Here is a 26,615-nt window from a genome sequence, read left to right on the forward strand (position 1 = left end):
GCTCAGGCGACAGCGACCTTGCTCACCAGCCGATCGATCACCGCATCGGCACTCACCTGCCCCGCGTGCGCCTCGTACGAGAGGATCAGACGATGCCGGAACACCTCGTGCACCACCGCCTGCACGTCCTCGGGCGTAACGAAGCCGCGTCCCTGCAGCCATGCATAAGCCCGCGAAACCTTGTCGAGCCCGATCGAGCCGCGCGGGCTCACGCCGACCTGGATCCAGTCCGCAAGCTGGTCGTCGAGCGCCTTGGGCTCGCGCGTGGCCTGCACCAGCGCAACGACATAGTTCTCGACCGCCTCGCTCACCTGCACTGCGTGCACTTCGGCGCGCGCGTCGAAGATCGACTGCGCCGCGATCACCACAGGCGGCGCGGCGCCTGCCGCGTGCGCCCCGCCGCCGAACTCCTCGCCGCGCGTGAGCCGCACGATCTGCGCCTCCGCACCCGCTTCCGGATAGCCGACGCTGACATGCATCAGGAAACGGTCGAGTTGCGCCTCGGGCAGCGGATACGTGCCCTCCTGCTCGATCGGGTTCTGCGTCGCCATCACGAGGAACAGCGGCGGCAGCTTGTGCGTCGTGCCGCCGACGGTGATCTGCCGCTCCTCCATGGCTTCGAGCAACGCCGCCTGCACCTTGGCCGGCGACCGGTTCACTTCGTCGGCGAGGATGAGGTTCGCGAACAGCGGCCCCGACTGGAAGCGGAACTCGCCCTTGCCGCCTTCGCTGAAGTAGATCTCCGAGCCGGTGATGTCCGCCGGCAGCAGGTCCGGCGTGAACTGGATGCGCGAGAAAGTGGCTTCGAGGTGCTTCGACAGGCTCTTGATGGCCCGCGTCTTCGCAAGCCCCGGCAGGCCTTCGACCAGCAGATGCCCGTCCGCGAGCAGTCCCAGCAGCAGGCGGTCGACCATGCGTTCCTGGCCGATGATGGATTCGGCCATCTTCGCTTTCAGCACCATCACGTCGTCACGCGCGCTCATCGTTGGCTTCCTTCACTGCTGTCGTTGCGCTGGCTCGCTCCACCGACGAACCATCGGTAGTACGGATTGGCCGGGTCCTCGCGCATCACGCGCCGCATCTCCTGTGCCCAGCCTTCACGGTCGCCGTCGTAGGCGCGCAGTCCGGCGCGGTAGAAGCCCATGAGGCGATCGCGCTCCCTCGCCACCTCGGCTTCGAACGCCCCATCGCCGCCCTGCAGCGGTGGCGGGCTCGCAACTTCGAGCAGCCGCGGCAGCACGCGCGTGAACTCATCCCTGCGCACCCAGGGCGCGTATTCGATCCGGGGGCGGTCATCCGTGACCGGCAGTGCGTCGCCGGCGTAGTGTTCAAGCCCCTGCCGGTCCGTCACCCAGGTCGCGAGCAATGCGGCAGGCGATGCAACACCCACGTTGTTCAAGGCCGAGGCGACGCCCGGTTGCGCGAAGCGCTTGCCGATGCGCGGCACATCGAGCTCGATCGGTGCGAAGGAGCCGACCAACAGCATCTCGTGCAGCTCCGTGGTCCATAGCGTCGCGTAGGGGAACACGTCGAGAAAACTGCGCACCAGCGAACGCGTGTCCTCGTCGTTCTGCGTGGGCAGCGGCAGCCATTGCGCGAAGAGGCCACCCGATGCAAGCCGCATGGCCGCCAGCGCGTAGAAGTCGCTCGAATAGAGATTGACCACGCCTGCGGCCGACGGCGGAGGCGGCTCCAGCGTGATGAGGTCGTAGCGCTGCGTGCTGGCGAGCAGCTCCCGGCGGCCGTCGCGCAGGCGAATGTCCACGCGCGCATCTTGGCTGACGCCGTCGTTGCCGGTGAACTCCGACGCGGCGCGTGCGACGGCAGGCAGCAGCTCTGCCACGACGCGCGTTTCCAGTGTCGGGTAGCGCAGCAAGGCGCCGGCGGTGATGCCGGTGCCAAGCCCGATGACCAGCGCCGACCGCGGCTCATTGCGCTGCACCAGCAAGGGCAGCAAAGCCTGAAGGCGCATGTAGCGCAGCGAGGTCATCGCATCGCCCGAATTCGACACGCCCTGGATGTAGAGCCGCTTGAAGCGATGGCTGCCCGCGCGCTGCTCGACCACCGCAACTGTGCCGCCCCGGCTTTCCTCGTAGAAAGTGAGCGTGCCACCGCGCGCCGAAGCCAGCAGGTCTGCAAGCCGGTCGGGCGGCGTGAGCACCGCTGCAAGCGCCGAGATGACGGAGATCGCAACGACGGCATGGCGCGTCCAGGCGGAGCCGCGCGCCGCACGCATCACCGCCACCAGCCCGAGTGCCGCCGCACCGATGGCGAGCAGGCCCAGCGTACGCACCAGCCCGAGCACCGGCACCAGCACGAAGCCAGTCACGAGCGTGCCTGCAATGCCTCCGAGCGTGTTGAGCGCCACCACGCGCCCGGTGTCGCGCCCCACGTGCCCGGCATCGACCGCGAGCCGAAGTGCCACCGGAAACGCAGCACCGAGCAGCACCGTCGGCAGGAAGACGATGCACAGCGCCGCGACCGCAAAACGCGCGAGCATCGACAGCATTTCGCCGCCCGCATCGGGCATGACCGACGCCGCAAGCGACTGCACCTGCGGCAGCCAGCGACCGAGCATCGCGAACTCGACCAGCGCCAGCAGCCCCGCCGACGCAATCAGCAGGCCGAACACACCCCACGGATCGCGCAGGCGGTCGGCGCGCCGCGCGATGAGTGCGCTGCCGACCACGAGCCCGGCCAGGTACGTCGCGAGCATCACAGAGAAGGCGAAAGCGCGCGTGCTCATGAACTGCACGATCGCCTGCGACCACACCACCTCATAGCCCAGCGCGATGCCGCCCGCGAGCGCATAGAGCCACAGCGCGCGACTCGCATGAGGCTTCGCATGCGAAGGCGCGCCCGTCGTCGCGGGCGAAGGCGGATGCGCAGCGACGCCGCGATCGAGCAGCACCGCAGCGAGCGCCACGATGAGATTCAGCGCGCCCGCCGCGAAGGCCGAGCCGCGCACGCCGAGCACTGGAATCAACACGAACGAACTCAGGAGCGCTCCCGCGATGGCGCCCAACGTGTTCGCCGCATAGAGTCCACCGCCCGCCTGCCCCACCTGCGAGGCCTGCGGCGCGACCGCACGCATCAGCACCGGCAAGGTCGCGCCCATCAACAGCGCGGGCAGCATCACTAGCAGCGCAGGCAGGAGCCATGCAAGCGGCCCTACCGTTGATTCAAGCCAAGTGAAAGGCACCGCGGAACGCGCGAGCGCCAGCGTCGATGCGCAGGCCAGCACCGCGACGCCAGCCTCGATCGCCGCATAGAAACGCAAGGGCCGCGCGTGCCCGTCCGCACGCGGGCCGGCCAGCCAGCCACCCAGCGCGAGCCCGGCGAAGAACGCGGCGACGCCGAGCGCCACCGCATGCACCTCGACGCCAACCACCAGCGCAAGCTGCTTGACCCACAGCACCTGGAACACCAGCGCCGAGATCCCCGACGCGAACAGCAGGCCACAAGCAAGCGGCACACGCAGGCTCGCGTGTGTCGCTTTTTCGGCTGACGGATTTCCGGCGGACACCGGCATGGAAGCGACGCTCATCGGGCGTTCACTTTCCGACCGGCGCCGCCTGCCGTCCATCCATCACTTCTTCTGCGGCTGTTGCGCTTGTTGCTGCCTCTCCATCGCCGCCTGCACCTGCCGCTTCACCTTGTCCACCGTTTGGTCGATGGTGAAGCTCGCCGGGATCTGGCTCGGCGGATAGTCGACGAAGGTCTGCAGGAAGCCCGCCGCGCGCCGCGTGGCCTCGAACATCACGAAGGCGTTCTCGGTCTGCATCTGCTCGTACATGTTTGTCGGCCCGACGTCGGCACGCTCATACGGATCGAGTCGCAGGTTGTAGAACTTCGGCGTTCGCAGGCATGTGAATGGCTCTTTCCATATCTGCATGCCGCCCGGCGCTCGCTGTTCGCAGAACACAACCTTGAATGCGGTCGGGTTGGTCGCGCCCGGCAACACCGTATCGAATCGCATCGCGACCAGCTCCGCGTCGTCGTTGAAGTAGTAGTACTCCTCCCGCGCGCTCTTCTCGGTCTGCCCGGTCATCATCGGCAACTGGTTGTAGCCGTCGAGATGCACCTTGAAGTTCTTGCCACCGAGCGATGCACCCTTCAGCAACCGGTCCGTGATGTTGTTGTCGCCCGCCGCGGCGAGCAGCGTCGGGAACCAGTCCATCCCCGAGATCAGCCCGTTGCTGGTCGTCCCCGGCTTGATCTTGCCGGGCCAGCGCACCATGGCCGGCACGCGGAAGGCGCCTTCCCAGTTCGAGTCCTTCTCGCTGCGGAACGGCGAGTTCGCCGCATCCGGCCAGGTGAAGAAGTTCGGCCCGTTGTCGGTGGTGAAGACGACGATGGTGTCGTTGGCAATGCCCGCGTCATCGAGCGTCTTGAGCAGCTTGCCGACGTTCTGGTCCATCTCCCACATGCCATCGGCGTATTCATGGCCCGGGCCAAGGCCGGCCTTGCCGCGGTACTCCGGACGCACGTGCGTGAAGATGTGCATGCGCGTGAAGTTCATCCACACGAAGAACGGCTTCTTGTCTTGCGCCTGCTTCTTCATGTAGTCGATCGCGGCGCCGGTCGTCTCGTCGTCGATCGTCTCCATGCGCTTGCGGGTCAGCGGGCCGGAGTCCTGGATCTTGCCGTCCGCCGTGGCCTTGATCACGCCGCGCGGGTTGTAGGTCTTCAGGAAGTTGTCGTTGTTCTTGAACCAATAGGGACGCTCGGGCTCCTCTTCGGCGTTGAGGTGATAGAGGTTGCCGAAGAACTCGTCGAAGCCATGCTTGGTCGGCAGGAACTTGTCCTGGTCGCCGAGGTGGTTCTTGCCGAATTGCGCGGTGTTGTAGCCCAGCGGCTTGAGCGCCTGCGCGATCGTCACGTCGCGGTCCTGCAGGCCGACCGGCGCACCCGGCACGCCAACCTTGGACAGGCCAGTGCGGAACACACTCTGGCCCGTCAGGAAGCTGGAGCGACCCGCCGTGCAGCTGTTCTCTGCGTAGTAGTCGGTGAACTTCATGCCTTCGTTGGCGATGCGGTCGATGTTGGGCGTGCGATAGCCCACCATGCCGTTGCCGAAAGCACTGATGTTGGTCTGGCCGACGTCGTCGCCGAAGATCACGAGGATGTTCGGCTTCTTGCCGCCGCTCTGATTGCCCTGCGGCTGGCTCTGGGTCTGGGCCTGCGCCGCGGGCTTGGCCTGCTGCGCCTGTGCCGACAGCAGCACCAGCGAACTCCCGAGCGCGACAGCCGCGAGCGTGACGCCCGCGTACCGCCCCACCCGTCCGAATGCACCTGTCATGGATCGCTCCTTTCGTGTGTCATTGACTACGGTTTCGCCGTGCTTCGCCGGCGCTCTTTTCACTTCGATGGCGGAAAGATCGTCTTCCAGTCGCGCTTCATGCTGACCACGGTCCATCCCTTGGCCTGCGCTTCGTCGAGCGCCTTGTCCAGCTTGCCGATCTTGGAATTGCGGTCGTAGGCGAACTCGCGGTCCGCGTCGTCGTGATGGACGATCAGCGCCATGCGCGCGCCGGGTGCGCCGGCCGTGTACTGCAGCATCTGCAGATCGCCGTCGGAGTTGCCGAAGGCAAGCACAGGGGGTCGCCCGATGTTGCGGTAGATGCCGACCGGCTTGCCCGGTCCGTCGTCGATGAAATCGAACTTGGGTTCGCGCAACAGCACGGGCTTGCCGCCCTGCACGTCGTACTTGATGATCTGGCTCGAACCGACGACCTGCTCGGGAGGAATGCCATAGACCTTCGTGACCCACGGACGCATGAAATCGATGGTGCCGCCGGAGACGATGAACGTCTTGAAGCCATTCGCGCGCAGATAGTCGAGCAGTTCGAGCTGCGGCTGGTAGACCAGCTCGGTGAAGGGCCGGTTGAACTTGGGGTGCTTCGCCGTTGCAAGCCAGGAGCGGATCGCCTGGTCATACTCGTCAACCGTCATTCCGCTGTTGCCCGCGACGAGCAGCTCCAGCAGCGGCTTCTCGCCTACGGCCGCAAGCGCCTGTTGATCGCCCGCCATCAGCGGCTTGAAGGCCGGGTTGCGCTGCCATTCCGGATGCTGCGCGGCCTTCGCCTTCACCTGGTCGATCATGAACAGGAACTGGAAATACAGGGGCTGCTCGCTCCACAGGGTGCCGTCGTTGTCGAAGGCCGCGATGCGCTCTGCGGGCGGCACGTACGAAGGCCCGCCTTCGCGCGTCACGTCGCCGACGAACTTCACGATCGCAGTCTTCGCGGGGCCGTCGTTCCATGAAGGCAACGGATCGCCGGCCATCTTGCCGGTGCCCGCGCAGCTGATCAGCGTCGACGCGGCGGCCACCGCCCACAACGCGCCGAAGGCACGGCGCGTCAGCCTGCGCCAGGGAGTGAGCGATTCAGCTTCCATTCGACCCTCCGTCTTTCACGCTCGCCTGCTTGTGCTTCCAGCCGGCCTCATCCATCACGAGCCGGAAGCCAAGGTGCGACATGCTGGTGTACGGATCAGTGCCGCGCCGCGCGCTCGGTCGGTAGCTCATGCAATAGGCCTCGTTGCACAGGAAGGAGCCCCCGCGCGTCACGCGCTTGGGCGCGCCGACGGGCACGCCGGGCTCGCTCGGATCCCAGCTGTCGGAGGGGCCCTGCGGGTCGACCTCCACCTCGCTGTTCTTCGAAACACGGACAAACTGATCGGCGCGATACCAGTCGGCCGTCCATTGCCAGGCGTTGCCGGTCATGTCCTGAAGGCCATAGCCGTTCGCGGGGAAGGTGCCGACCGGGCTCGTGCCCGCTGCGCCGCCGCTCTTCGCGCTCACCACCGGGAAGGGCCTCTGCTGCTGCCCCTGCCAGACGTTGGCCATCTGCTTGCCGTCCGGCGCGAAGTCATCGCCCCACACGTAGGTGGCCTGCTCGAGACCGCCTCGCGCTGCGAATTCCCATTCGGCTTCGGTCGGCAGTCGCTTGCCAGCCCAGCGCGCGTAGGCCTGCGCGTCTTCGAAGCTCACCTGAACCACCGGGTGATCGTCGAGCCCGTCGATGCTGCTGTTCGGGCCCTTGGGGTGCTTCCAGTCCGCGCCGGGCATGTACGCCCACCAGCGCGAGAAGTCGCGGTAGTCGACCTGATACGGCGTGCCGGTGAAGACCATCGCGCCCGGCACCATCGCACTGTCAGGCGGCTTCGGCGTGCCGGGCATCACTTGCGGCGCGATGGTGTCCCACTCTGGCTTGCGTTCGGCGGTGGTCTTGTAGCCGGTGGCTTCCACGAAGCGGCGGAACTCGGCATTGGTCACATGGTGCCGGTCCATCCAGAAGCCCTTGACCTTGGCGGCATGCGCGGGCTTTTCGTTCTGCTGCGCGAGCCGGCTGTCGCTGCCCATCTGGAACTGGCCACCGGGCACCCAGACCATCTCGCGCGGACCGCTCTTGCCGTCGCCGACGACGATGCGCGGATGCCCACTGGGGGATGCGGCATCGCGCGTCCACCAGCTTGTCGCAACCAGATAGCCGGCCGCCGCGGGCAGCACGATCGCGAGCAGGAGCAAGACGGGCTTGCGCATCGACTTGTCGGCCTGCGCGCTCGAGGCTTGCTGGACAGCGGGCGTGGCGTCGACCCGATGCGCCTCTTTGCGCGAGGAAGACCGCTTGTGCTTGGTCATCGCGCGAGTCTTCAGCGAGACCCCCAGGGTGTCAACTTGCACCTTGGTGCAGATTTCGGCGCGTTCATGCCCGCTACGGCGCATTGAGCTGCGCGTCCGGCAGGTAGGCTGCGCCGCCCCAGTTCGCCTGCAGCACCACGCCGCGATCGGTGAATTCGTACATCGTGATGAACGGGTTGAACGAGGTCGCGAGGTCCGCCGACGCCCCCACGCCGGGCGTCATCCGCGCGGTCGCGTCGGCCGAGGCGCTGACATCGGCGCCGGCCACCCGGAATTGATCGAGCACTGGCTGGCTCTTGAAGATCATGATCTGCCGGAAGCTTTTGTAGCCCACCCCCGGCCCCGTGCCTGCGCGTCCGGCGAGCATGTAGGTCGGCTTGCCGGTCGCGTTGTCGACCAGCACGCCGCGGCCGTGCGCCTCGACCAGCAGCACGATGTTGAACTGCGACGAATCGAAGACGGCATAGCCCGCGGCCTTCTGCAGTTCCTCGCGCGCCTGCGGCTTCTGCTTGTAGAGCTCGGCGAGCGCGGTGTCGCGCATTTCGAGGATCTCCGAGCGACGCTTCTGCGCCTCCTGTGGCGACAGCGGCGTCGCCCCGGCAGACGTCGTGGCCTGTTGCGGCCCCGTAGCGCAACCCGCCGCCGAAAGCACCAGCGCAAGGACCGTTGCGACGCCACTCCAGAGCCTGTGGACGCGATTCATGACGTCTCCCGTTCCAACGCCGGCTGCCTCACGACGGCGGGCGGCGTCCAGCGGCCATCGAGCACCGACTGCTCGGGCCAATAGAGGCGGATGTACAGAGACACATCGCTGGCGCCATCGGCCGGCGCCGGCAGCCAGTTGCCCTCATGCGCTTCGTCGGGCGGGTTGGCCTGCACGACGATCGTGAGCGAGCCGTCCGGGTCGTACTTCAGCGTCGGGCTCTTGGTGCCGACAGAAAAGCGCGAGAGCGCGTTCGGCGCGAAGAAGTGGTGCCGGTTGTAGAGCGACAGCGACCAGAAGCCCCGCACCGGTGGCGCCTCGCCCGGCGCGAAGGTCAGCGTGTAGCGGTGCGCACTGTTGAGGCGGTTGCCGTCGGCGTCGAGGTCCTGGTAGAAGTACTTCGTCTCGTTCTGCTTGTTGACGAAGATGTTGGACTTCGCCACCGCGGTGCGCATGAAGTAGTCAGTGCCGAAGCAGGCGCCGTTGGCAATCGTCGACCAGTGATGCGGCAGCGGCCGGCCGAAGTTCTGGAACTGGAAGAGCGGCTCGATCAGCTCGCGTTCCGCCGCGGCCACGGCTTCGTCGAACACGGCTTTCAGCCGCTGGTCCTTGCGCGCTGCTTCGGCGACCGCGAGCACCTGTGCATAGCGTGCAGCCTCGCCGGGCAGCGGCCGCGCATCGGCGAGCGCGACGGGGAGCATCTCGAGGAATTTCTCCGGCCTGACCCAGCGCGTCTCGCTGCCGTTGCTGTCGCCTTCCTGCGGAGAAGGACCCACCGGTACCTGACGCCAGTCCATGAATTTCATCTGGCCGTCGAAGGCCTCCACTGTGTAGAGGCCGATCTGGTTGATGACCGCCTGCACCGCCTGCAGGTCCTCCGGCGTGTCCTCGCGGAAGACGCGCGGGATCACCACGCCAGTGCTGGTCTGCGAGACGAACACCTTCTGGATCCCTTTCGGCACCGCGCCCACCCAGTTCGGGCCGGCCAGCAGATAGAAGCCCGGGGGCGTGCCGTACATGCTGCCGAGTTCGGCGAAGCTGTCGGTACGCGAATCGAGCACCTGGATGACCCAGAAGCGGCCACCGAAGTCCGGCACCTGCACCACCACGGGTGAAACGTCGAGCGCCACGATGGCATGTCCGTACACCACGTCCTGGTTGGGACAGGCCACCGCACGCTGGTTGGGCGAGACATAGTCGGTCAGCATGGTGAGGGTGTTCGCCGGGCCCACAGGCAGCACGCCGCCGAGCAACATCTGATGCGGCAGTCGCGCGAATGCGCCGCGCCGGCTGCACACGTTGACGATCGGCCACGCCCAGAAAAAGGCATCGCGCGCGACCAGCCGCACATAGTCATCGCTGAGCCTGACTTGTGTGTCGGGTCCGGTGATCACGTGTCCCATCGCCATCTCCTCCTCGCGTTCGGGCTGGCTCCCTCGGGTCTTCAGGGCGATCGATGGTTGCGGGGCGGCTCGTGGGCGGCCGCAGCGTCGCAAGACCCATAGCATGCGCCAAGCCGCGCGCAAAACGCACTTGTCCGAAGGTGAGAAGGCGCTTGCACCTTGGTGCAAGCACAGGCTGTACGGCCCGTGCAGAGGCCGTGAAGGCTCAGGCGTCGAGCGTCAGGTGCTGGCCGTGCAGCGCTTCGGCAGCTGGCGAAGCCAGGAAGCCGATGGTCTGCGCCGCTACGCTCGTCGAGACCCATTCGGCGGGATTGGCCTTCGGCATCGCGCTGCGGTTGGCGGGCGTGTCGAGCACGCTCGGCGCAATGCTGTTGACGCGAATGCCGTGCTCGTTGAGTTCAGCGGCCGCAGCCTCCACCAGCCGCTGCAGCGCGCTCTTCGACGCGATGTAGGCCGACATCGCCGCCAGGCCTCGCGCAGCCGTCTTGGCACTGACCGCGACCACGCTGCCGCTCTTGCGCTCGATCATCGAAGGCACCAGCGCCTGGGTCACCGCCACGAAGGACCAGGCGTTGAGGTTCATCATGCGGTCCCATGCGGCGCGGTCGAGGGCATGCACCGCTTGACCCATCTCGAAGCCGCCCGCGATGTGGACCAGCGCATCGATCTGCTTGAACGCGGCGAGGATGCCGCGCGCCGCATCCGCCATTGACTGCGCCGAGGTCACGTCGGCTTCCAGCAGAAGATGCCGCGAATTGTCGAGACCCGGGAATGCGCCGGTCAGGTGCTCCATGCGATGGTCGATCAACGCCACGCGGGCGCCCTGGTCGAGGAAGTGCTGCACCACGGCGCGGCCCAGCGCGCCGGCGGCACCGGTGATCACTACGTGACGGGAATTGTTGGCTTCGTTCATCTGCAACTCCTGATTCGGGCGGGCATGGTAACGCTGGCGTCAGTCGTAACAAACCGCTCGCTGGCATCATGCGCGTTTCGTCGTTTTTGTCTGCACTGGAGACTCGTCATGAAAGAAGTTGTCGTCGTCAGCGGGGTTCGCACCGCCATCGGTTCCTTCGGCGGAAGCCTGAAGGACGTTCCCCCCACCCGCCTGGCCGCACTGGTGACCAAGGAAGCCCTCTCCCGCGCCAAGGTCGACGGCAAGGACGTGGAAAACGTGGTCTTCGGCCATGTCATCAATACCGAGCCGCGCGACATGTACATGGCTCGCGTCGCGGCGATCGAAGGCGGTTGCGCCCAGGAAACGCCGGCGCTGACGGTCAACCGCCTCTGCGGTTCCGGCCTGCAGGCCATCGTGACAGCTGCGCAGAGCATCCAGCTCGGCGACGCCAAGGTCGCCATCGGCGGCGGCGCCGAGAGCATGAGCCGCGCGCCTTTCGCGTCGCTCACCGCACGCTGGGGCGCACGCATGGGGGACACGAAGATGGTCGACATGATGATCGGCGCGCTGCACGACCCGTTCCAGAACATCCACATGGGCATCACGGCCGAGAACGTCGCCAAGAAATGGGACATCAGCCGCGAGCAGCAGGACCAGACGGCCCTCGCCAGCCATCAGCGCGCGCAGAAGGCGATCGAGAGCGGCCACTTCAAGTCGCAGATCGTCCCGGTGCCGCTCGAAAGCCGCAAGGGCCCGTCGCAGTTCGACACCGACGAGCACGTGCGCTTCAACGCGAAGATCGAGGACATGGCCAAGCTCAAGCCGGCCTTCCTGAAGGAGAACGGCACGGTCACGCCGGGCAATGCTTCGGGCCTCAACGACGCCGCAGCCGCGGTGGTGCTGATGGAAAAGGAAGAAGCCGCGCGCCGCGGACTCAAGCCGCTGGCACGGGTCGTGGCCTATGCATTTGCAGGCGTGGACCCGGCATACATGGGCATCGGCCCGGTGCCCGCATCGCGCAAGGCACTGGAGAAGGCCGGCCTCAAGGCATCGGACATGGATGTGGTCGAAGCCAATGAAGCCTTCGCCGCCCAGGCCTGTGCCGTTTCAAAGGATCTCGGCCTCGATGCCGCGAAGGTGAACCCGAACGGCTCCGGCATTTCGCTCGGCCATCCGATCGGCGCGACCGGCGCGCTCATCACCGTCAAGGCCCTGTACGAGCTCGAACGCATCCAGGGCCGCTACGCGCTGGTGACCATGTGCATCGGCGGCGGACAGGGCATTGCCTGCATTTTTGAACGGGTCTGAGGAATCCGGCCGATTTTCTGTCTATAATCGTGGGATTGCCTGAAACGACATATCAAATGTCGTCAATCAGGGGCTCTTAGCTCAGTTGGTAGAGCAGCGGACTCTTAATCCGTAGGTCGAGTGTTCGAGTCACTCAGGGCCCACCAACACACAATGCCCCGCATGATCGATCATCATGCGGGGCATTTTTCTTGGGGTTAAGGAGATTTCACTGTGCTTCATGACTTGGGCTACGAACCGGACGCACTCGAAGTGCGCGTCAGCGAACTGCTGGTCGCAACCGCCGACGGCGCGGATGCGCTGATCAACCCCTCCATCACCGAAGTACTGCGCCTGCTTCGCGAGCACCTGAAGATGGACGTCGTCTTCGTCTCCGAATTCGTGAATGGCCACCGCGTGTTCAAGCGCGTCGAGGCAAAGCCGGGCAGCCAGGTGATCGCCGAAGGAGAATCGGCACCGCTGGAAGAATCTTTCTGCCAGTACGTGGTCGATGGCCGCCTGCCCCGGCTCGTGAAGGACGCGAAGTCCGAACCGAATTTCTCCGAGCTGCCGGCCACGCCCTTCCCCGTCGGAGCGCACCTGAGCACGCCGGTCGTGCTGGATGATGGCCGCATCTACGGCACCCTGTGCTGCTTCAGCTTCGCGCCGGATGACTCGCTCACCCAGCGCGACCTGCGCAAGCTGGAGATGTCGGCACAGCTCGCGGCCAAGAAGCTCAACGAACAGCGCGCGCGCGAAGCCGAAAAGAGCATGGCCGGCTGGCACCTCCAGCCCAAGGACGAGAGCGCGCGCCGCGGGCGCTGACCCTCGCCGTCCTCACTTGGCAGGCAGTACCTCGCCGATCCGCTCGGCGAGGTACGGATAGAACGGGTTCGACTGCAGCCTCGACAGCATGTCGAACCCCACCATCAGCGTGCGGTTCTCGCCGCGCACGGCGAGCGCGCCGATGCTGATGCCGAAATCTTCCTTGCCGTCGGGATGCTGCCCGTACAGCGCGTCCGTCACCGGAAACGGCAGCGACACGTGCGATAGCGAAAACACGTCCAGCGGATATTCGAGCGCCAGTGGCCTCGTGTGCTCGGCCGATTCGCCGGCCTTGGTCACGCGCTCGACCATGCGCGGCGTGTCCGGGTCGCCGTTGGCGATCCAGGTGGACTTGAAGTTCCTCGGCGCCGGCGGCAACAGGCGGCTGCTTTGCGGATCGCTCGCATCGCGCAGCAGAGGACCGAACTTGGCATTGCGGTTGAGATCGAAAAGCACCAGTTCGCTGCCGTTGGCCGGCAGCCGCGCGTAGAGGCCGGTCACGATCGCGCTGGTGCTCACGGTGGCATCCGCGAGCGACTGGAAGGTCAGGATCGGCGGCAACTGCGCCAACTGCCCTGCGCGTTCCTCACGCACGATGTGCTCCTGCAGGTCACGCGTGAGCAACGACGATTGCCGCGCACCGTTCACCGGAAACGAGTTGTACTTGAACGGATTGAATTCCGGCACGATGCCGAGCCACGCCGCCTTGGCGAAAGGCGGAATCACCGCAGGCCAGCCCAGGATGCCGGCGAAACGGGACAGCTCGGTGACGCCGATCATCGGCGTGAGCAACACCAGCCGGTCGGGCCGTGCGAGGTTCTTGTCGTCGAGCGCATCGAGCGCGTACTTCATGGCCAGCGCCCCGCCGTTGGAATAGCCGACGATGTGCAGCGGCATCGGGGCTGCCACGCGGCGGCGTGCCTCCCGCACCGCGAGCTTCGTGGCCTCGAGCCAATCCCGCCATTCCACGCGCGTCAGCCCCGCCGGCACGGTGCCGTGGCCCGGCATGCGGATGCCGATTGCGACGAAGCCATGGTCGCGGTAGAGGGCCGCGACATGCCGCAGGCTGTACGGCGAATCGGTCAGGCCATGCAGCAGCACGACGACGCCCTTCGGCGTGCCCGCGGGCTCGAGCACATAGGAGCGGTTCCAGTCCTGCTTGAAGCGCCCGGAAAACATCGCACTGCCCTCGAAGTAGCGGTTGCTTGCGACGCGGGCCTCGGGCGGTAGCTTGTCGGTGACTTCGGTACGCACCTCCGCGATGGCGGCGTTCTCCGCCGCAAGGTAGGCCGCCCAATCCGCCGTGCGCAGGGCGTCGCGCGACATCTCGTGCGGCACATACGTGTGCCACGGCCCGAGCGGCGGTCCGCGCTGGATGTCGAAGATCCGCACGCCGACAAGCACCACGATGGCCGTCACCACCACCAGCGCGATCCGTTTCACGATCCTCAACAGCATCCAGCCCTCACTTCCGTTGCGTTTCCAGATAGGCGCAAATCGCGGTGCACGCCTGCCGCGAGAGCGCATTCAGGTCGGGCTTTCCGCCGGCGCCGATGTGCGCGTGCGCGAAAAGGCCATACATGATGGTGAAGCTCACGCGCGCGGCTTCCTGCCTGTCGCAGTCCGGGGACAGGTCCACCGCTGCATCGAGCGCCGCGACCCATTCGTCGACGAAGCGGTCGTACATCTTGCGGTAGGCCTCGGGGCCGGACAGGTGCCGCTCCAGCAGGTAGTGCGCGCCCCACTCCTGCGGGTGCTCGCGATGGGCGTCCGCCTGCGATTCGATGACCGCGAGGACGATCTCGCGAAACGGCCGGCCGGTGTTCCGTTCGACCGCGTCGTGCACCGCCATCAGCAGCGCCTTCGAGCGAAGGTGCAGGCACACGCGCGCAAGGTCTTCCTTGCTGGCGAAGTATTCGTAGAAGCTGCCGAGGCCTGTGCCGGCCACCGCGACCAGCTCCCGGATGGTGATGCCCGCATAGCCGCGCTCCACCAAAAGCCGAACAAAGGCGTCCTGCAGCGCCTGCGAGGTGTGGCGCGCGCGTGACTGGCGCGGCTTTCTCCTGGGAGGAGACGCGGAACGGCTGACCTTCGTCTTCATGCGGCAGAAACCGAACACCTACGACGCATGTTCTTCCTAGAATTTTTGGCGCCCATCGGAGCGCATTGTGCAGCCCGGTCGGAGCCGCACAAGACAAGCCGCACAGGAGACACCATGACCGACAGCCAACCGTCCACCGTGTTCGTCCGCGAAGGCGAAAGCTGGCATGCCACCGAACTGGCGCGCGGGCCCTGGGACCCGCGTGCACAGCATGGCGGTGCGCCTTCCGCACTTCTCGCGCACATCGCCGAATCGGCCGTGACCGAGCCGGGCTGGCAGCTCGCACGACTGAGCGTCGAACTCGTCAAGCCGGTGCCGCTCGGCGCGCTGAACTCGCGCTGCACCACGCAGGCTTCGCGCTCGACCACCCGCGTCGGCATCGACCTGCTGGCCGGCGACACACTGGTTGCGCGTGCGCACGCGCTCCTGTTGCGCACGCAAGCGCTGAGCCTGCCGGACGACCTACCCGGCTGGTCGCCCGCGCAACTGCTACCGCTGCCGCACGAATGCGACCGGCAGGTGCGCATTCCCGGGCTGCCCGAAGGCGTCTACTTTCACCGCGGCGCGATCGAATCACGGGTGGCGCACGGCGATCCTTCGCAGCCCGGACCGGCTGCCGCATGGTTCCGGCTCATCGTGCCGATGGTGCAGGACACGCCCACATCCCCGGCGATGCGCGCCTGCGCCGCCGCCGACTTCGGCAACGGCCTGAGCTGGGTACTGCCGGCGCAGCGCTACCTCTTCTCCAACGCCGACCTCAGCGTGCACCTGATGCGCCAACCAGTCGGCGAATGGATCGGCGTCGCGGCCGAAACGCAGGCCGACGGTGCCGGCACCGGCACGGCGCTTTCGCGCCTGTACGACGAACAGGGCCCCATCGGCGTCGCCATCCAGACCCTGGTGCTGCGCGAGCGCACCTGACCCCCTTTTTTCTTCTGCTCGACTGTCCAGGGAGACACACCATGACCGGCATTCATCCAGACAACCAGGTTCCCGAACTCAAGGACTACAACGTCTACACCAGCGACCCATCCCTGCGCCGCGCGGTCGCGCGCGGCGGCGCGGAATGGCGCGACGCGGAACTCGTCCGCCAGGGCGCCGAATACGGCAGCGAAGCCACCCTGCGTGCAGCCGAGGACGCCAACCACTACGAGCCTGAACTGCACACCCATTCGGCAACCGGCCAGCGTATCGACGCCGTCAAGTTCCATCCGGCATGGCACACGATGATGTCGATCGCGCGGCGCAACGGCATCGCCAACCTGCCCTTCTTCGATGAGCGACCGTCCGCATGGACCGGCTACGGCGCGTCGCTCTACATGCACAGCCAGATCGAATCAGGCTCGACCTGCCCGACGACGATGACGAAGGCTTGCATCCCGGTGCTGCGCCACAACGGCGCGCTCTATGGTGCGGTCGCATCGAAGCTCGCCGCCATGGAGCACGACGAGCGCGACGTGCCGATCGAGCAGAAGCGTTCGATCGCGGTCGGCATGGGCATGACGGAAAAACAGGGCGGGAGCGACGTGCGCACCAACACCACGCGCGCAGTGCCGCACGGCCTGGGAACGTGGGGCAGCGAATTCCTGATCACCGGTCACAAGTGGTTCTTTTCCGCTCCGATGTGCGACGGCCATCTCGTGCTCGCAAAGACCGACGAGCGCGGATCGTCGTGCTTCTTCGTGCCGCGCTGGCGGCCGGACGGCACCAAGAATGCGATCCACATCCAGCGCCTGAAGGACAAGGTGGGCAACCGCTCCAACTCCAGCAGCGAAGTCGAGTTCAAGGAAGCCTGGGGCGTTCTCGTCGGCGAAGAAGGCCGCGGCATCCCGACCATCATCGAGATGGCGACCTTCACGCGGCTCGACTGCGCACTGTCGAGCGCCGGCTTCATCCGCCAGGCACTTGCGCAGGCACTGCACTACACGCGCAACCGGCACGCCTTCGGCAAGGCGCTGGTCGATCAGCCAGTGATGACCGAACTGCTCGGCGACATGGCGCTCGAATCCGAGGCCGCGACGCTGCTCGCGATGGACCTCGCTTCGCACTTCGGCTCGACGAAGCCGCTCGACGTCGCATGGCGGCGCCTCATGACGCCCGCCGCCAAGTTCTGGAACTGCAAGCGTGCAGTGGCGCTCACCGGCGAAGCAATGGAAGTCTTCGGCGGCAACGGCTACGTGGAAACCGGCCCGATGGGCCGCCTCTTCCGCGAAGCGCCTGTGAACTCGATCTGGGAAGGCTCCGGCAACGTCATGAGCCTGGACGTGCTGCGTGCCGTCTCGCGCAATCCCGACGATGCGCACCTCGTGCTCGACCACCTGCGCGATGTCGCTTCGCAGGACGCGACGCTGCTCGCACAGACGCAGTGGCTGCGCGATGCGATCCAGCTGCCGCCGGAGCAGCTCGAACGGCAGGCGCGCCGCTTCACGCAGCGGCTGGTGCTCACCGCACAAGCCTGCCTGATGCTCCAGCACGCGAGCCCCGAAGCCTCCGCCGCCTTCATCGGCAGCCGCTTCGATCCCGACTGGGGGCCGGTGACCGGCATCAGCGCGGGCACCACCGATCCGGCCGCACTGCTGCGCGCCGCCTGGCAGTGAGGCGGGGCGCACGATGACGGATTTCGTTTCGGTGATCGACCAGCACGCGCGCGTGCAGGCTGACAAGGAATGCCTGTGCGCCGCGGGGCGCTCGTACAGCTACGCGGAGTTCGCCGAGCTCTCTCGCCGCGCTGCCACCGCCCTGCGCGCGCAAGGTATCGGTGCGGGCGACAAGGTCGCGCTGCTGTGCTTCAACACGGCGGGTTTCGTGATCGCGATGTTCGGTGCGTGGCGGCTCGGCGCTGTCGTGGTGCCGATCAATCACAAGCTGCAGGCGCCGGAGATCGACTACATCCTTGCGCACTCCGGCAGCAAGCTTTGCGTGGTGGACGGTGCGCTCGCCGCGGTCGCGCAGCGGGTCGGTCATTCGGTCACGTGGGTTGCCACGGACAGCGCCGCCGAAGGGATGCCGCTGCTCGAAGCACTGCTGGAGCGCGCCGAACCGCTGGCCGACGAGCCGGCGCCCGCCTCTGACGCGCTCGCGCAGATCCTCTACACCTCCGGCACCACTGGCAAACCCAAGGGTTGCCTGCACACGCATGGCAATGTGTTCTTCGCCGCGATCTGCGCGGCAGCGGGCACCGGACTCACACGCAACGAGCGCACGCTCATCGCCATGCCCGTCTGGCATTCGTCACCGCTCAACAACTGGCTGCTCGGAACGCTGTTGATGGGCGGCAGCGCGGTGCTGCTGCGCGAATACGCGCCGAAGCCATTCCTGGACGCGCTCGCCGGGGAGCGCATCAGCTTCACCTTCGGCGCGCCGATCGCCTTCCTCGCGCCGCTCGCGGTGGTGCCCGACGTCAAGTCCTACGATTTCAGTGCCATGCGCATGTGGGCCTATGGCGGCGGGCCGCTCGGCGCCGACATGGCGCGCAAGCTCGCCGATAGCTACGGCAGCGACCGTTTCGTGCAGGTCTACGGCATGACCGAATCCGGGCCACTGGGCACGGTGCTCTACCCCGAGGAAGCCATCGCGAAAGCAGGCTCGATCGGCCGCTCGGGCGTGCCCGGCGTCGCGATCGAAGTGCGCGGTGCCGATGGCAAGCGCTGCACGGCGGGAGAGGTTGGCGAAATCCACCTGCGCTCACCAGCCATCATGAAGGGCTACCTCGACAACCCCGAGGCCACGGCAGCGGCCTTCGATGCGCACGGCTGGTATCGCACCGGCGATCTGGCGCGCATCGACGAGGACGGGTTCCTCTTCATCGTCGACCGACTGCGCGACATGATCATCACCGGCGGGGAGAACGTGTACTCCAAGGAAGTCGAGGACGTGCTCTCGACCCATCCAGACGTGCAGGACGTGGCCGTCATCGGCCGACCGCATCCGGAATGGGGAGAAACCGTGACCGCGGTGCTGGTGGCGAAGCCCGGACGCACGCTCGACGCGGACGCGCTGCGCGAATTTCTGATCCCGAAGCTGGCCCGCTACAAGATCCCGCGCGGCTACGAGTTCGTCGAGGCGCTGCCGCGCACGGCCACCGGCAAGCTGCTCAAGCACCTGCTGAAGGCGTAGCCGCCCGGACATCGAGGCTGCAGATTTTTTGCCCGACTGCGGCCATGGCTCTGGCATAGTGCCGCCATGGCCCTGGCGGATCTTCCTCGCTCCTGGCTCACTTTCAGCGCCCCCGTGATGGCCGCACAGGCCGCGGGCCGGCCGCTGGTCGCGCTCGAATCGACCATCATTGCGCACGGCATGCCGTACCCGGAGAACGTCCGCACCGCCCGCGAGGTGGAGGCCGTGATCCGAAGCCTCGGTGCCGAGCCCGCGACCATCGCGGTCATGCGCGGTCGCATCCGCATCGGCCTGTCAGATGAAGAGTTGGAGTTCCTGGGTCGTTCCGGCCAGGCCCAGAAAGTCAGCCGGCGCGACCTCCCGGCCGTCCTCACGAACGGCGGCATGGGCGCCACCACCGTGGCGGGCACGATGATCTGCGCGGCGCTTGCCGGGATCGAGGTCTTCGTGACCGGCGGCATCGGCGGTGTCCATCGCGGTGCCCAGGAAAGCTTCGACATCTCGGCCGACCTGCAGGAGCTGGCGAGGACGTCAGTGGCGGTGGTGTGCGCGGGCGCGAAGTCCATCCTCGACATCGGCCTGACGCTCGAATACCTCGAGACGCATGGTGTGCCGGTGCTCAGTTGCGAGCAGGACAACTTCGCTGCCTTCTACACCCGCGACAGCGGCTTTCGAGCGGACTATCGGCTGGACGACCCCGCGGAGCAGGCCCGTTTCATCCGCACCAAATGGGACCTCGGCCTGACGGGAGGCGTGGTGCTGAGCGCGCCGGTGCCCGAGTCGGCCGAAATGTCGCTCGGTGAGATCGATTCGCTGACCCGTCAGGCGCTCGCGGAGGCCGACACCCAAGGCATTGCCGGCAAGGCGGTGACGCCGTTCCTGCTGGCGCGCATCAAGGAACTGTCAGGCGACCGAAGCCTGGCCACGAACATCGCCCTCGTGAAGCACAACGCCACGGTCGGTGCGCGACTGGCGCTGGCGCTCGCACACACCCGGCGCGGCTCCAGGGGCTGACCGGAACTCACAGAAGCATCCACCACTATTCAAAGGAGACAGACCATGGCCGCTCCCTTCCTCGGAGGCAAGGAACGCAATGTCCAGACGAACCCGCCCGCGCCGGCAGCGGTCACCGGCGACAAGCCGGCGACGGATCTCCCACCCTCGGCGGCCCAGGTGGCCAAGGCGGGCATGAGCGTGGCGATGGAAGGGGGAAGCAAGCTCGTCGTCGGCCCGAACATCAAGTTGAAGGGCAACTCGATCAGCGACTGCGACACGCTGGTCGTCGAAGGACTGGTCGAGGCGACGATGAAGGCCCGGGTCATGCAGATCGCCGAGCAAGGTGCGTACAAGGGGACGGCGGAACTCGATCTGGCCGAGATCCACGGGCGCTTCGAAGGCGACCTGACGGTGCGCCAGACGCTCTACATCAACGCGACCGGCACGGTGACGGGGAAGGTCCGCTACGGCCGCATCGTGATCACCGAAGGTGGCATGTTGTCCGGCGAAGTGAACGTGGGTGCGGCGGCGCCAAGCCCATGAGCAGGGACTGGAGCTAGAGCGCTACGACGCCTGCGCCGTCCGCCGCTTTCGATGCGGACGCATTTCGTGCGACCTGCACTTCCTGCACGCGGCGCGCACTGGTGAAGCGACTCGACCAGTATTTGACGCCCAGCTTCTCGATCCGCACTCGGGCGCCGGGCTTCGGCGCATGGATGAACTTGCCCTCACCCATGTAGATGCCGACATGGCTGAACTTGTGGCGCCGGGTATTGAAGAACACCAGATCGCCCGGCTCCAATTCGCTGCGAGCGATTTTCTTGGTGGCTGCTGCCTGCTGCGCAGCGGTGCGTGGCAGCACGGGGCCCAGGGCCTTGTCATACACCGCCCGCACGAAGCCGCTGCAGTCGAAGCCGGTTTCAGCCGAAGTGCCACCCCATCGATACGGAACGTCGAGCAGCTTGACCGCCTCGGCCACCAGATCGCCAGGTTCGCTTTCCTGCGAATCGGCTGACACCACATGCGGCGAGGCCGGTGCGCCATGCGTCGCATCCGCGTTCGTTCGATGCGGAGAGGCATGCACCGCGGCGATGGCAAGCGCGCCCGCCACTGCGATGAGTGAGCGCGTGATGATTGAGGGAATATCGCCAGCTGTTTTCTTGTTCGCAGGGCTGATGCTGGCGCGCCCGGCGAGACGGGCGACGTAGGTGAAAAGCATGACACCGAGCGTAAACAGCGACGCTCGGCATCAACAGCGGAAAGCTCTGAAAGCTCGCCCACTCGCCGCCGCGATGCGCCTGCATCGCCGCGCGGTGTGACTTACTTGGCAGCCGCCGCGCTCAGTCGCAGCGGAATGTGACTTCGCCGGTCGGAACGCCCGGTCCCTTGAAGTTGAGGAAGCGCATCGGTGCGCCGAAGTTGCGACAGTAGGCCTCGGCCTCCTGCGCGGTCGGCGACTTCAAGACGCCGTCACCCAGCATCGTGACCCGCGGCGCCGGCCGGGACGCACAGCCCGCGACCGCGCCGGCCAGAAGCACCGCGGACAGGACGGCGAGCCGCCGCACCCCGTCCGCAGCGCGCACCTTGCGATCAGGCATTCACTGCCGCGAGCGCGGCGTTGAGCGTCGCGCTCGGGCGCATCACGGCTTCCAGCTTCTTCGTGTCGGGCAGGTAGTAACCGCCGATATCGACCGGCTTGCCCTGCACGGCCTTCAGTTCGCCGACGATCTTCTGTTCGTCCTTGGCCAGTGCGGCGGCCAGCGGCGCAAAGTGAGCTTGCAGTTCCTTGTCCTCGGTCTGCGCGGCGAGCTCTTCCGCCCAGTACTTGGCCAGGTAGAACTGGCTGCCACGGTTGTCGAGTTCACCGGTGCGCGGCGACGGCGACTTGTTGTTGTCCAGCAGCTTGCCGGTGGCCGCGTCGAGCGTCTTGGCGAGCAGCTTGGCCTTGCCGTTGTTGGTCTTGATGCCGAGGTCTTCCAGCGACACCGCGAGCGCAAGGAACTCGCCGAGCGAATCCCAGCGCAGGTGGTTCTCTTCGACCAGCTGCTGGACGTGCTTGGGCGCCGAGCCGCCGGCACCGGTTTCGTACATGCCGCCGCCGGCCATCAGCGGGACGATCGAGAGCATCTTCGCGCTGGTGCCGAGTTCCATGATCGGGAACAGATCGGTCAGGTAGTCGCGCAGGATGTTGCCGGTCGCCGAGATGGTGTCCATGCCGCGCACGACGCGTTCGAGCGTGTAACGCATCGCACGCACCTGGCTCATGATCTGGATGTCCAGGCCCGTGGTGTCGTGCTCGTGCAGGTACATCTTGACCTTGGTGATGAGCTGCGCTTCGTGCGGACGGTAGGCGTCGAGCCAGAACACCACCGGCATGCCGGAGTTGCGCGCGCGCGTGACGGCCAGCTTGACCCAGTCACGGATGGCGGCGTCCTTGACCTGGCACATGCGCCAGATGTCGCCCTGCTCCACGTCCTGGCTCATCAGCACTTCGCCGGTCGCGAGGTCGGTGATGTTGGCCACGCCGTCTTCGGGGATCTCGAAGGTCTTGTCGTGCGAGCCGTATTCCTCGGCCTGCTGCGCCATCAGGCCGACGTTGGGCACGGTGCCCATGGTCTTCGGGTCGAAAGCGCCGTGCCACTTGCAGAAGTTGATCATCTCCTGGTAGATGCGGGCGAAGGTGCTCTCGGGCATCACGGCCTTGACGTCCTTCAGGCGGCCGTCGGCGCCCCACATCTTGCCGCCGTTGCGGATCATGGCGGGCATCGACGCATCGACGATCACGTCGTTGGGCGAGTGGAAGTTGGTGATGCCCTTGGCCGAATCGACCATCGCGAGTTCAGGGCGATGCTCGTGGCAGGCGTGCAGGTCGCGCTTGATTTCTTCCTGCTTGCTCTCGGGCAGCGTGGCGATCTTGTTGTAGAGATCGACCATGCCGTTGTTGACATTGACGCCCAGTTCGTCGAACAGCTTGCCGTGCTTGGCAAAGGCGTCGCGGTAGAAGATCTTGACGCAATGGCCGAACACGATCGGGTGCGAGACCTTCATCATGGTCGCCTTGACGTGCAGCGAGAACATCACGCCCGTCTTGTGCGCGTCTTCGATCTGCTGCTCGTAGAAGTCCAGGAGCGCCTTCTTGCTCATGAACATGCTGTCGATGACCTCGCGGTCCTGCAGGGAGACCTTCGGCTTGAGCACGACGGTCTTGCCGCTCTTGGTGATCAGTTCCATCTTGACGTCACGTGCGCGGTCCAGCGTCATCGACTTTTCGCCGTGATAGAAGTCGCCGTGGTGCATGTGCGAGACGTGGCTGCGCGAGGCCTGGCTCCAGTCGGCCATGCTGTGCGGGTTCTTGCGGGCGTATTCCTTGACCGCCTTGGGCGCGCGGCGATCGGAATTGCCTTCGCGCAGAACCGGGTTCACGGCGCTGCCGGTGCACTTGTTGTAGCGCGCGCGGATGTCCTTTTCTTCCGCCGTCTGCGGGTTCTCTGGGAAGTCGGGGATCTTGTAGCCCTTGTCCTGCAGTTCCTTGATGCTGGCCTTGAGCTGGGCCACCGAGGCGCTGATGTTGGGCAGCTTGATGATGTTGGCTTCGGGCTTGAGGGTCAGACGGCCCAGTTCACTGAGGGTGTCCGGCACCTTCTGCTCATCCGTCAGGCACTCCGGGAAGCTCCCCAGGATCCGCGCCGCCACGGAAATGTCGCTGGTCGTGACATCGATGCCGGCCGGCGCCGCGAACGTCCGGATGATCGGCAGGAACGCGGCGGTCGCCAGGTAGGGGGCTTCGTCGGTGAGCGTGTAGATGATGGAAGATTGAGTCGTGCTCATGCGCTTACTTTCGTGATACTGGAATGTCCGAACGGCGGGTAGCCGGTTCGCCCAACTCGCGATTGTCGCCGAACCCCCTCTTTCGGAATGGCGAACCACCGCAATCCCCTCCATGGCATTCTGCCGGGGGTACCAAGTAGCAATTTCTGGAGCATTCCGATGGTTGAAGGAAAAGTCGTGGTCGTCACCGGCGCGGGTGGCGGCATCGGTCGGGACATCGCGCTGGCCATGGCCAGCCACGGGGCGCGGGTGGTGGTCAACGACATCGGCGCCGCCGTCGACGGCGAGGGCCGCAACGCCGGGCCGGCGCAGCAGGTGGTCGACGAAATCCATGCCCTGGGCGGCGAGGCCGTGGCCAGCACCGACAGCGTGGCCGAGGCGGCGAGCGCCGCGAAGATCGTCCAGTGTGCGGTCGATCACTTCGGCCGCATCGACGCAGTGGTCAACAACGCCGGCATCCTGCGCGACCGCTTCTTCCACAAGATGTCGGAGCCCGAATGGGATGCGGTCATCAAGGTGCACCTGTACGGTGCCTATTTCGTGAGCCGCGCCGCCGCCACCTTCTTCAAGGAGCAGAACTCGGGCGCGATGGTGCACATGACCTCGACCTCCGGGCTGATCGGCAACTTCGGGCAGGCCAACTACTCGGCCGCCAAGCTGGGCATCGCGGCGCTGTCAAAGTCCATCGCGCTGGACATGCTCAAGTTCAACGTCCGCTCCAACTGCATCGCTCCCTTCGCCTGGAGCCGGATGATCGGCGCGATCCCCACCGACACCGAGGAGCAGAAGGCCCGGGTCGCCAAAATCCAGCAGATGACCCCGGCCAAGATCGCCCCGCTGGCGGTCTACCTCGCCAGCGACGCGGCGAAAGAGGTCAACGGCCAGATCTTCTCGGTGCGGAACAACGAGATTTCGCTGATCAGCCAGCCCCGGCCGGTGCGGACGATCCACCGTTCCGAAGGCTGGACGCCGCAGACCATTGCCGAGCACGCCATGCCGGCCATGCGGGCCAACTTCTATCCATTGGACCGCTCGGCGGACGTCTTCAGCTGGGACCCGGCGTGAGCCCGGAGCCACAATCCCCTTGTGAACCTGCATTTCGACCTCTTTGACCTGAAGCTGTTCGCCTATGTGGCGGACGCCCGCAGCCTCACGCGCGGGGCGGACAAGGCGTGCATCTCGCTTGCGGCGGCGTCGACCCGCATCAAGCAGATGGAAGAGGCCGTGGGCGGCAAATTGCTGCACCGCAACGCGCAGGGCGTCAGCCTGACCGCTGCCGGCGAGGCGCTGCTCTATCACGCCAAGCGGGTGATGCAGCAGATGGAGCACCTGCGCATCGACATGCAGGACTTCGGCAAGGGCATCAAGGGGCATGTGCGGGTGTTTGCCAACACCACCTCGATCACCGAATACCTGCCCGAGAAGCTCGCCGGCTTCCTCACGCAGCACCCCGCCGTCCAGGTGGACCTGCGCGAGTACCTCAGCGAAGAAATCGTGCGTTCGGTGGCCGACGGCAGTGCCGATCTCGGCATCCTCGCGGGCGACGTGCACACCGGCGACTTCGACGCGCGGCCGTTCGGCCGCAATCAGCTCGTGCTGGTGGTGCCGAACACCCACCACCTCGCCGGTTCGGGTGCGGTGCCCTTCGTTGACACGCTCGAAGAGCAGCATGTCGGCCTGCACCACGGCAGTGCGATCCACCGCTTCCTGCTGCTCAAGGCCGAACTCGCCGGCCGTGGCTATAGCCCGCGCATCCAGGTCGGCAGCTTCGAGGCGATCTGCCTGATGATCGAAGCCGGCGTCGGCGTCGGCGTGCTGCCTGCGTCGTCCGCACGGCGGCATGCGCGATCGATGCGGATCACCATCGTGCCGCTGGCCGATGCCTGGGCCGAGCGCGAGCTGAAGATCGTCGCGCGCAGCCGCGAGCAGCTACCGGCCTCGGCGCGCGAGCTGTTCGACTACCTGTCGGGTGTCTGATCCGACTCCCTAGCGCGGCAAGGCCGCCCGCAAGATCGATTGCGCCTTGAGCACCACCGGCCGGTCGACCATCTTCCCGTCCACCGCCACCGGCGCGCCGCCGCTTGAGGCATCGGCCTCGATCACGCGACGGGCCCAGTCGACCTGGGCCTGCGTTGGCGAAAAGCCCTGGTTCACCATCGCAACCTGCTTCGGGTGGATGCACAGCTTGGCGCCAAAGCCCAGCCGCCTCGCCTGCAATGCGTCGGCCTCGATGCGCGCCGCATCATCGATCGAAGTGCTCACGCCATCCACCGGCGGCTGGATGCCGGCCACGCGCGAGGCCAGCACCATGCGCGATCGGAAGTACAGCAGCTCGAGTCCTTCGCCTTCGATGTCCAGATCGGCCTGGAAATCGATGGTGCCGAACACCAGCCGCTGAACACCGGGCGCAGCCGCGATCTCTTCGAGCCGCGCCATGCCACGCGCCGTTTCGACCAACGGCAGCAGCGCGATCGCCGGCTGCGTTGCAGCGATGTCGCGCAGCACGCTCGGGTCTTCGGACTTGGGAAGCATCAGCGCATCGACACCCGCGCTCGCGCACATCGCAATGTCGTCGGCGTACCACGGCGTGTCCGCGGCGTTCACGCGGACCGCGATCTGCGGGCCAGCGACGCCCTTGGCGCGACCGGCCAGCCACTGCGCAACCTGCGCGCGGGCCTCGTCCTTGCGATCGACCGGCACCGCGTCCTCCAGATCGAGCACGATCGCATCGGCGCCACTCTGGCAGGCCTTGTCGAAACGCGTGCCCTGGTGACCGGGCACGAACAGAAGGCTGCGGACGGTCGAGGCCATGGGCG

23 protein-coding genes and 1 tRNA gene are annotated in these 26,615 nt (G+C 66.4%); 10 read left to right on the forward strand and 14 right to left on the reverse strand.

Going from position 1 to position 26,615, the window contains the following annotated elements; genetic code table 11:
• Positions 1–2: 2 nt before the first annotated feature.
• From FHW64_RS18220 to FHW64_RS18255, 8 genes are all read right to left on the reverse strand, one after another.
• Entirely contained in the window at positions 3–983 is a 981-nt protein-coding gene (locus FHW64_RS18220) for a MoxR family ATPase (RefSeq protein ID WP_184528708.1), read from the reverse strand.
• Positions 980–3,547 carry a fused MFS/spermidine synthase gene (locus FHW64_RS18225; protein ID WP_184528709.1) on the reverse strand — a complete coding sequence of 856 codons (2,568 nt, stop codon included), beginning with the start codon at positions 3,545–3,547 and terminating at the stop codon, positions 980–982. Before FHW64_RS18225 ends, FHW64_RS18220 begins: the two co-directional genes overlap by 4 nt.
• Positions 3,548–3,589: 42 nt before the next feature.
• On the reverse strand, positions 3,590–5,302 hold the full coding sequence (locus FHW64_RS18230; protein ID WP_184528710.1) for an arylsulfatase: 1,713 nt from the start codon (positions 5,300–5,302) through the stop codon (positions 3,590–3,592).
• A 59-nt stretch (positions 5,303–5,361) separates the two neighbouring features.
• Entirely contained in the window at positions 5,362–6,399 is a 1,038-nt protein-coding gene (locus FHW64_RS18235) for an HAD family phosphatase (RefSeq protein WP_184528711.1), read from the reverse strand.
• Positions 6,389–7,645: a formylglycine-generating enzyme family protein gene (locus FHW64_RS18240; protein ID WP_409350630.1), complete on the reverse strand. Its 1,257-nt coding sequence runs from the start codon at positions 7,643–7,645 to the stop codon at positions 6,389–6,391. Before FHW64_RS18240 ends, FHW64_RS18235 begins: the two co-directional genes overlap by 11 nt.
• Before the next feature lie 73 nt (positions 7,646–7,718).
• Positions 7,719–8,348, reverse strand: coding sequence for a hypothetical protein (locus FHW64_RS18245; RefSeq protein ID WP_184528712.1), 630 nt, complete (start codon positions 8,346–8,348; stop codon positions 7,719–7,721).
• Positions 8,345–9,751 (reverse strand): DUF1254 domain-containing protein, encoded by a 1,407-nt coding sequence (locus tag FHW64_RS18250; protein ID WP_221210371.1) that lies wholly within the window; start codon positions 9,749–9,751, stop codon positions 8,345–8,347. Before FHW64_RS18250 ends, FHW64_RS18245 begins: the two co-directional genes overlap by 4 nt.
• A 205-nt stretch (positions 9,752–9,956) precedes the next feature.
• Positions 9,957–10,664 (reverse strand): SDR family NAD(P)-dependent oxidoreductase, encoded by a 708-nt coding sequence (locus FHW64_RS18255; RefSeq protein WP_184528713.1) that lies wholly within the window; start codon positions 10,662–10,664, stop codon positions 9,957–9,959.
• Positions 10,665–10,772: 108 nt separating this feature from the next.
• Here FHW64_RS18255 and bktB point away from each other — a divergent pair, with 108 nt between their 5' ends.
• From bktB to FHW64_RS18270, 3 genes are all read left to right on the forward strand, one after another.
• On the forward strand, positions 10,773–11,954 hold the full coding sequence (gene bktB, locus FHW64_RS18260; RefSeq protein ID WP_184528714.1) for a beta-ketothiolase BktB: 1,182 nt from the start codon (positions 10,773–10,775) through the stop codon (positions 11,952–11,954).
• Between the two features lie 70 nt (positions 11,955–12,024).
• A tRNA-Lys gene (locus FHW64_RS18265) sits at positions 12,025–12,100 on the forward strand.
• A 67-nt stretch (positions 12,101–12,167) separates the two neighbouring features.
• On the forward strand, positions 12,168–12,758 hold the full coding sequence (locus FHW64_RS18270) for a GAF domain-containing protein (protein WP_184528715.1): 591 nt from the start codon (positions 12,168–12,170) through the stop codon (positions 12,756–12,758).
• A 12-nt stretch (positions 12,759–12,770) separates the two neighbouring features.
• On the opposite strand, the gene FHW64_RS18275 is transcribed toward FHW64_RS18270, so the two are convergent.
• Both FHW64_RS18275 and FHW64_RS18280 read right to left on the reverse strand, forming a co-directional pair.
• Entirely contained in the window at positions 12,771–14,201 is a 1,431-nt protein-coding gene (locus FHW64_RS18275) for an alpha/beta hydrolase (RefSeq protein WP_311733327.1), read from the reverse strand.
• Positions 14,202–14,223: 22 nt separating this feature from the next.
• On the reverse strand, positions 14,224–14,859 hold the full coding sequence (locus FHW64_RS18280) for a TetR/AcrR family transcriptional regulator (protein WP_184528719.1): 636 nt from the start codon (positions 14,857–14,859) through the stop codon (positions 14,224–14,226).
• 114 nt (positions 14,860–14,973) lie between these two features.
• Between FHW64_RS18280 and FHW64_RS18285 the strand changes: the two genes are divergently transcribed.
• The 5 genes from FHW64_RS18285 to FHW64_RS18305 all read left to right on the forward strand — a co-directional run bounded on the left by FHW64_RS18285 (position 14,974) and on the right by FHW64_RS18305 (position 20,514).
• On the forward strand, positions 14,974–15,780 hold the full coding sequence (locus FHW64_RS18285) for a thioesterase family protein (protein WP_184528721.1): 807 nt from the start codon (positions 14,974–14,976) through the stop codon (positions 15,778–15,780).
• A gap of 41 nt (positions 15,781–15,821) precedes the next feature.
• Positions 15,822–17,456 carry an acyl-CoA dehydrogenase family protein gene (locus FHW64_RS18290; protein ID WP_184528723.1) on the forward strand — a complete coding sequence of 545 codons (1,635 nt, stop codon included), beginning with the start codon at positions 15,822–15,824 and terminating at the stop codon, positions 17,454–17,456.
• A 13-nt stretch (positions 17,457–17,469) separates the two neighbouring features.
• Positions 17,470–18,975: a class I adenylate-forming enzyme family protein gene (locus FHW64_RS18295; RefSeq protein WP_184528725.1), complete on the forward strand. Its 1,506-nt coding sequence runs from the start codon at positions 17,470–17,472 to the stop codon at positions 18,973–18,975.
• A 66-nt stretch (positions 18,976–19,041) separates the two neighbouring features.
• Positions 19,042–19,989, forward strand: a complete 948-nt coding sequence (locus FHW64_RS18300) for a pseudouridine-5'-phosphate glycosidase (protein WP_184528727.1) — start codon at positions 19,042–19,044, stop codon at positions 19,987–19,989.
• A gap of 45 nt (positions 19,990–20,034) precedes the next feature.
• Positions 20,035–20,514 carry a polymer-forming cytoskeletal protein gene (locus FHW64_RS18305; protein ID WP_184528729.1) on the forward strand — a complete coding sequence of 160 codons (480 nt, stop codon included), beginning with the start codon at positions 20,035–20,037 and terminating at the stop codon, positions 20,512–20,514.
• Positions 20,515–20,527: 13 nt separating this feature from the next.
• On the opposite strand, the gene FHW64_RS18310 is transcribed toward FHW64_RS18305, so the two are convergent.
• The 3 genes from FHW64_RS18310 to FHW64_RS18320 all read right to left on the reverse strand — a co-directional run bounded on the left by FHW64_RS18310 (position 20,528) and on the right by FHW64_RS18320 (position 23,799).
• Positions 20,528–21,190 carry a C40 family peptidase gene (locus FHW64_RS18310; RefSeq protein ID WP_184528731.1) on the reverse strand — a complete coding sequence of 221 codons (663 nt, stop codon included), beginning with the start codon at positions 21,188–21,190 and terminating at the stop codon, positions 20,528–20,530.
• 121 nt (positions 21,191–21,311) lie between these two features.
• Positions 21,312–21,569, reverse strand: a complete 258-nt coding sequence (locus FHW64_RS18315; protein ID WP_260305314.1) for a hypothetical protein — start codon at positions 21,567–21,569, stop codon at positions 21,312–21,314.
• Positions 21,562–23,799 (reverse strand): NADP-dependent isocitrate dehydrogenase, encoded by a 2,238-nt coding sequence (locus tag FHW64_RS18320; RefSeq protein WP_184528733.1) that lies wholly within the window; start codon positions 23,797–23,799, stop codon positions 21,562–21,564. The genes FHW64_RS18315 and FHW64_RS18320 overlap by 8 nt, the downstream gene beginning before the upstream one ends.
• Positions 23,800–23,958: 159 nt before the next feature.
• On the opposite strand from FHW64_RS18320, the gene FHW64_RS18325 reads away from it, so the two are divergent.
• Together FHW64_RS18325 and FHW64_RS18330 are read left to right on the forward strand one after the other, a co-directional pair.
• Entirely contained in the window at positions 23,959–24,864 is a 906-nt protein-coding gene (locus FHW64_RS18325; protein WP_184528735.1) for an SDR family NAD(P)-dependent oxidoreductase, read from the forward strand.
• Between the two features lie 21 nt (positions 24,865–24,885).
• On the forward strand, positions 24,886–25,776 hold the full coding sequence (locus FHW64_RS18330) for a LysR family transcriptional regulator (protein WP_184528737.1): 891 nt from the start codon (positions 24,886–24,888) through the stop codon (positions 25,774–25,776).
• A gap of 9 nt (positions 25,777–25,785) precedes the next feature.
• On the opposite strand, the gene FHW64_RS18335 is transcribed toward FHW64_RS18330, so the two are convergent.
• Positions 25,786–26,610 (reverse strand): CoA ester lyase, encoded by an 825-nt coding sequence (locus FHW64_RS18335; protein ID WP_184528739.1) that lies wholly within the window; start codon positions 26,608–26,610, stop codon positions 25,786–25,788.
• Between the last annotated feature and the right edge of the window lie 5 nt (positions 26,611–26,615).

It is taken from the genome of Variovorax sp. Sphag1AA (genome assembly GCF_014192575.1).
In the GTDB taxonomy this organism is placed as follows: domain Bacteria; phylum Pseudomonadota; class Gammaproteobacteria; order Burkholderiales; family Burkholderiaceae_C; genus Variovorax.

What these genes read in the sequence shown, in the direction of transcription:
- FHW64_RS18250 (WP_221210371.1), bottom strand. Translation starts at nt 9,751, where the DNA reads ATGGGACACGTGATCACCGGACCCGACACACAAGTCAGGCTCAGCGAT.
- FHW64_RS18305 (WP_184528729.1), top strand. Translation starts at nt 20,035, where the DNA reads ATGGCCGCTCCCTTCCTCGGAGGCAAGGAACGCAATGTCCAGACGAAC.
- FHW64_RS18255 (WP_184528713.1), bottom strand. Translation starts at nt 10,664, where the DNA reads ATGAACGAAGCCAACAATTCCCGTCACGTAGTGATCACCGGTGCCGCC.
- FHW64_RS18325 (WP_184528735.1), top strand. Translation starts at nt 23,959, where the DNA reads ATGGTTGAAGGAAAAGTCGTGGTCGTCACCGGCGCGGGTGGCGGCATC.
- FHW64_RS18320 (WP_184528733.1), bottom strand. Translation starts at nt 23,799, where the DNA reads ATGAGCACGACTCAATCTTCCATCATCTACACGCTCACCGACGAAGCC.
- FHW64_RS18335 (WP_184528739.1), bottom strand. Translation starts at nt 26,610, where the DNA reads ATGGCCTCGACCGTCCGCAGCCTTCTGTTCGTGCCCGGTCACCAGGGC.
- FHW64_RS18225 (WP_184528709.1), bottom strand. Translation starts at nt 3,547, where the DNA reads ATGAGCGTCGCTTCCATGCCGGTGTCCGCCGGAAATCCGTCAGCCGAA.
- FHW64_RS18280 (WP_184528719.1), bottom strand. Translation starts at nt 14,859, where the DNA reads ATGAAGACGAAGGTCAGCCGTTCCGCGTCTCCTCCCAGGAGAAAGCCG.
- FHW64_RS18300 (WP_184528727.1), top strand. Translation starts at nt 19,042, where the DNA reads ATGGCCCTGGCGGATCTTCCTCGCTCCTGGCTCACTTTCAGCGCCCCC.
- FHW64_RS18240 (WP_409350630.1), bottom strand. Translation starts at nt 7,645, where the DNA reads ATGACCAAGCACAAGCGGTCTTCCTCGCGCAAAGAGGCGCATCGGGTC.
- FHW64_RS18245 (WP_184528712.1), bottom strand. Translation starts at nt 8,348, where the DNA reads ATGAATCGCGTCCACAGGCTCTGGAGTGGCGTCGCAACGGTCCTTGCG.
- FHW64_RS18230 (WP_184528710.1), bottom strand. Translation starts at nt 5,302, where the DNA reads ATGACAGGTGCATTCGGACGGGTGGGGCGGTACGCGGGCGTCACGCTC.
- FHW64_RS18295 (WP_184528725.1), top strand. Translation starts at nt 17,470, where the DNA reads ATGACGGATTTCGTTTCGGTGATCGACCAGCACGCGCGCGTGCAGGCT.
- FHW64_RS18235 (WP_184528711.1), bottom strand. Translation starts at nt 6,399, where the DNA reads ATGGAAGCTGAATCGCTCACTCCCTGGCGCAGGCTGACGCGCCGTGCC.
- bktB (WP_184528714.1), top strand. Translation starts at nt 10,773, where the DNA reads ATGAAAGAAGTTGTCGTCGTCAGCGGGGTTCGCACCGCCATCGGTTCC.
- FHW64_RS18285 (WP_184528721.1), top strand. Translation starts at nt 14,974, where the DNA reads ATGACCGACAGCCAACCGTCCACCGTGTTCGTCCGCGAAGGCGAAAGC.
- FHW64_RS18220 (WP_184528708.1), bottom strand. Translation starts at nt 983, where the DNA reads ATGAGCGCGCGTGACGACGTGATGGTGCTGAAAGCGAAGATGGCCGAA.
- FHW64_RS18310 (WP_184528731.1), bottom strand. Translation starts at nt 21,190, where the DNA reads ATGCTTTTCACCTACGTCGCCCGTCTCGCCGGGCGCGCCAGCATCAGC.
- FHW64_RS18315 (WP_260305314.1), bottom strand. Translation starts at nt 21,569, where the DNA reads ATGCCTGATCGCAAGGTGCGCGCTGCGGACGGGGTGCGGCGGCTCGCC.
- FHW64_RS18290 (WP_184528723.1), top strand. Translation starts at nt 15,822, where the DNA reads ATGACCGGCATTCATCCAGACAACCAGGTTCCCGAACTCAAGGACTAC.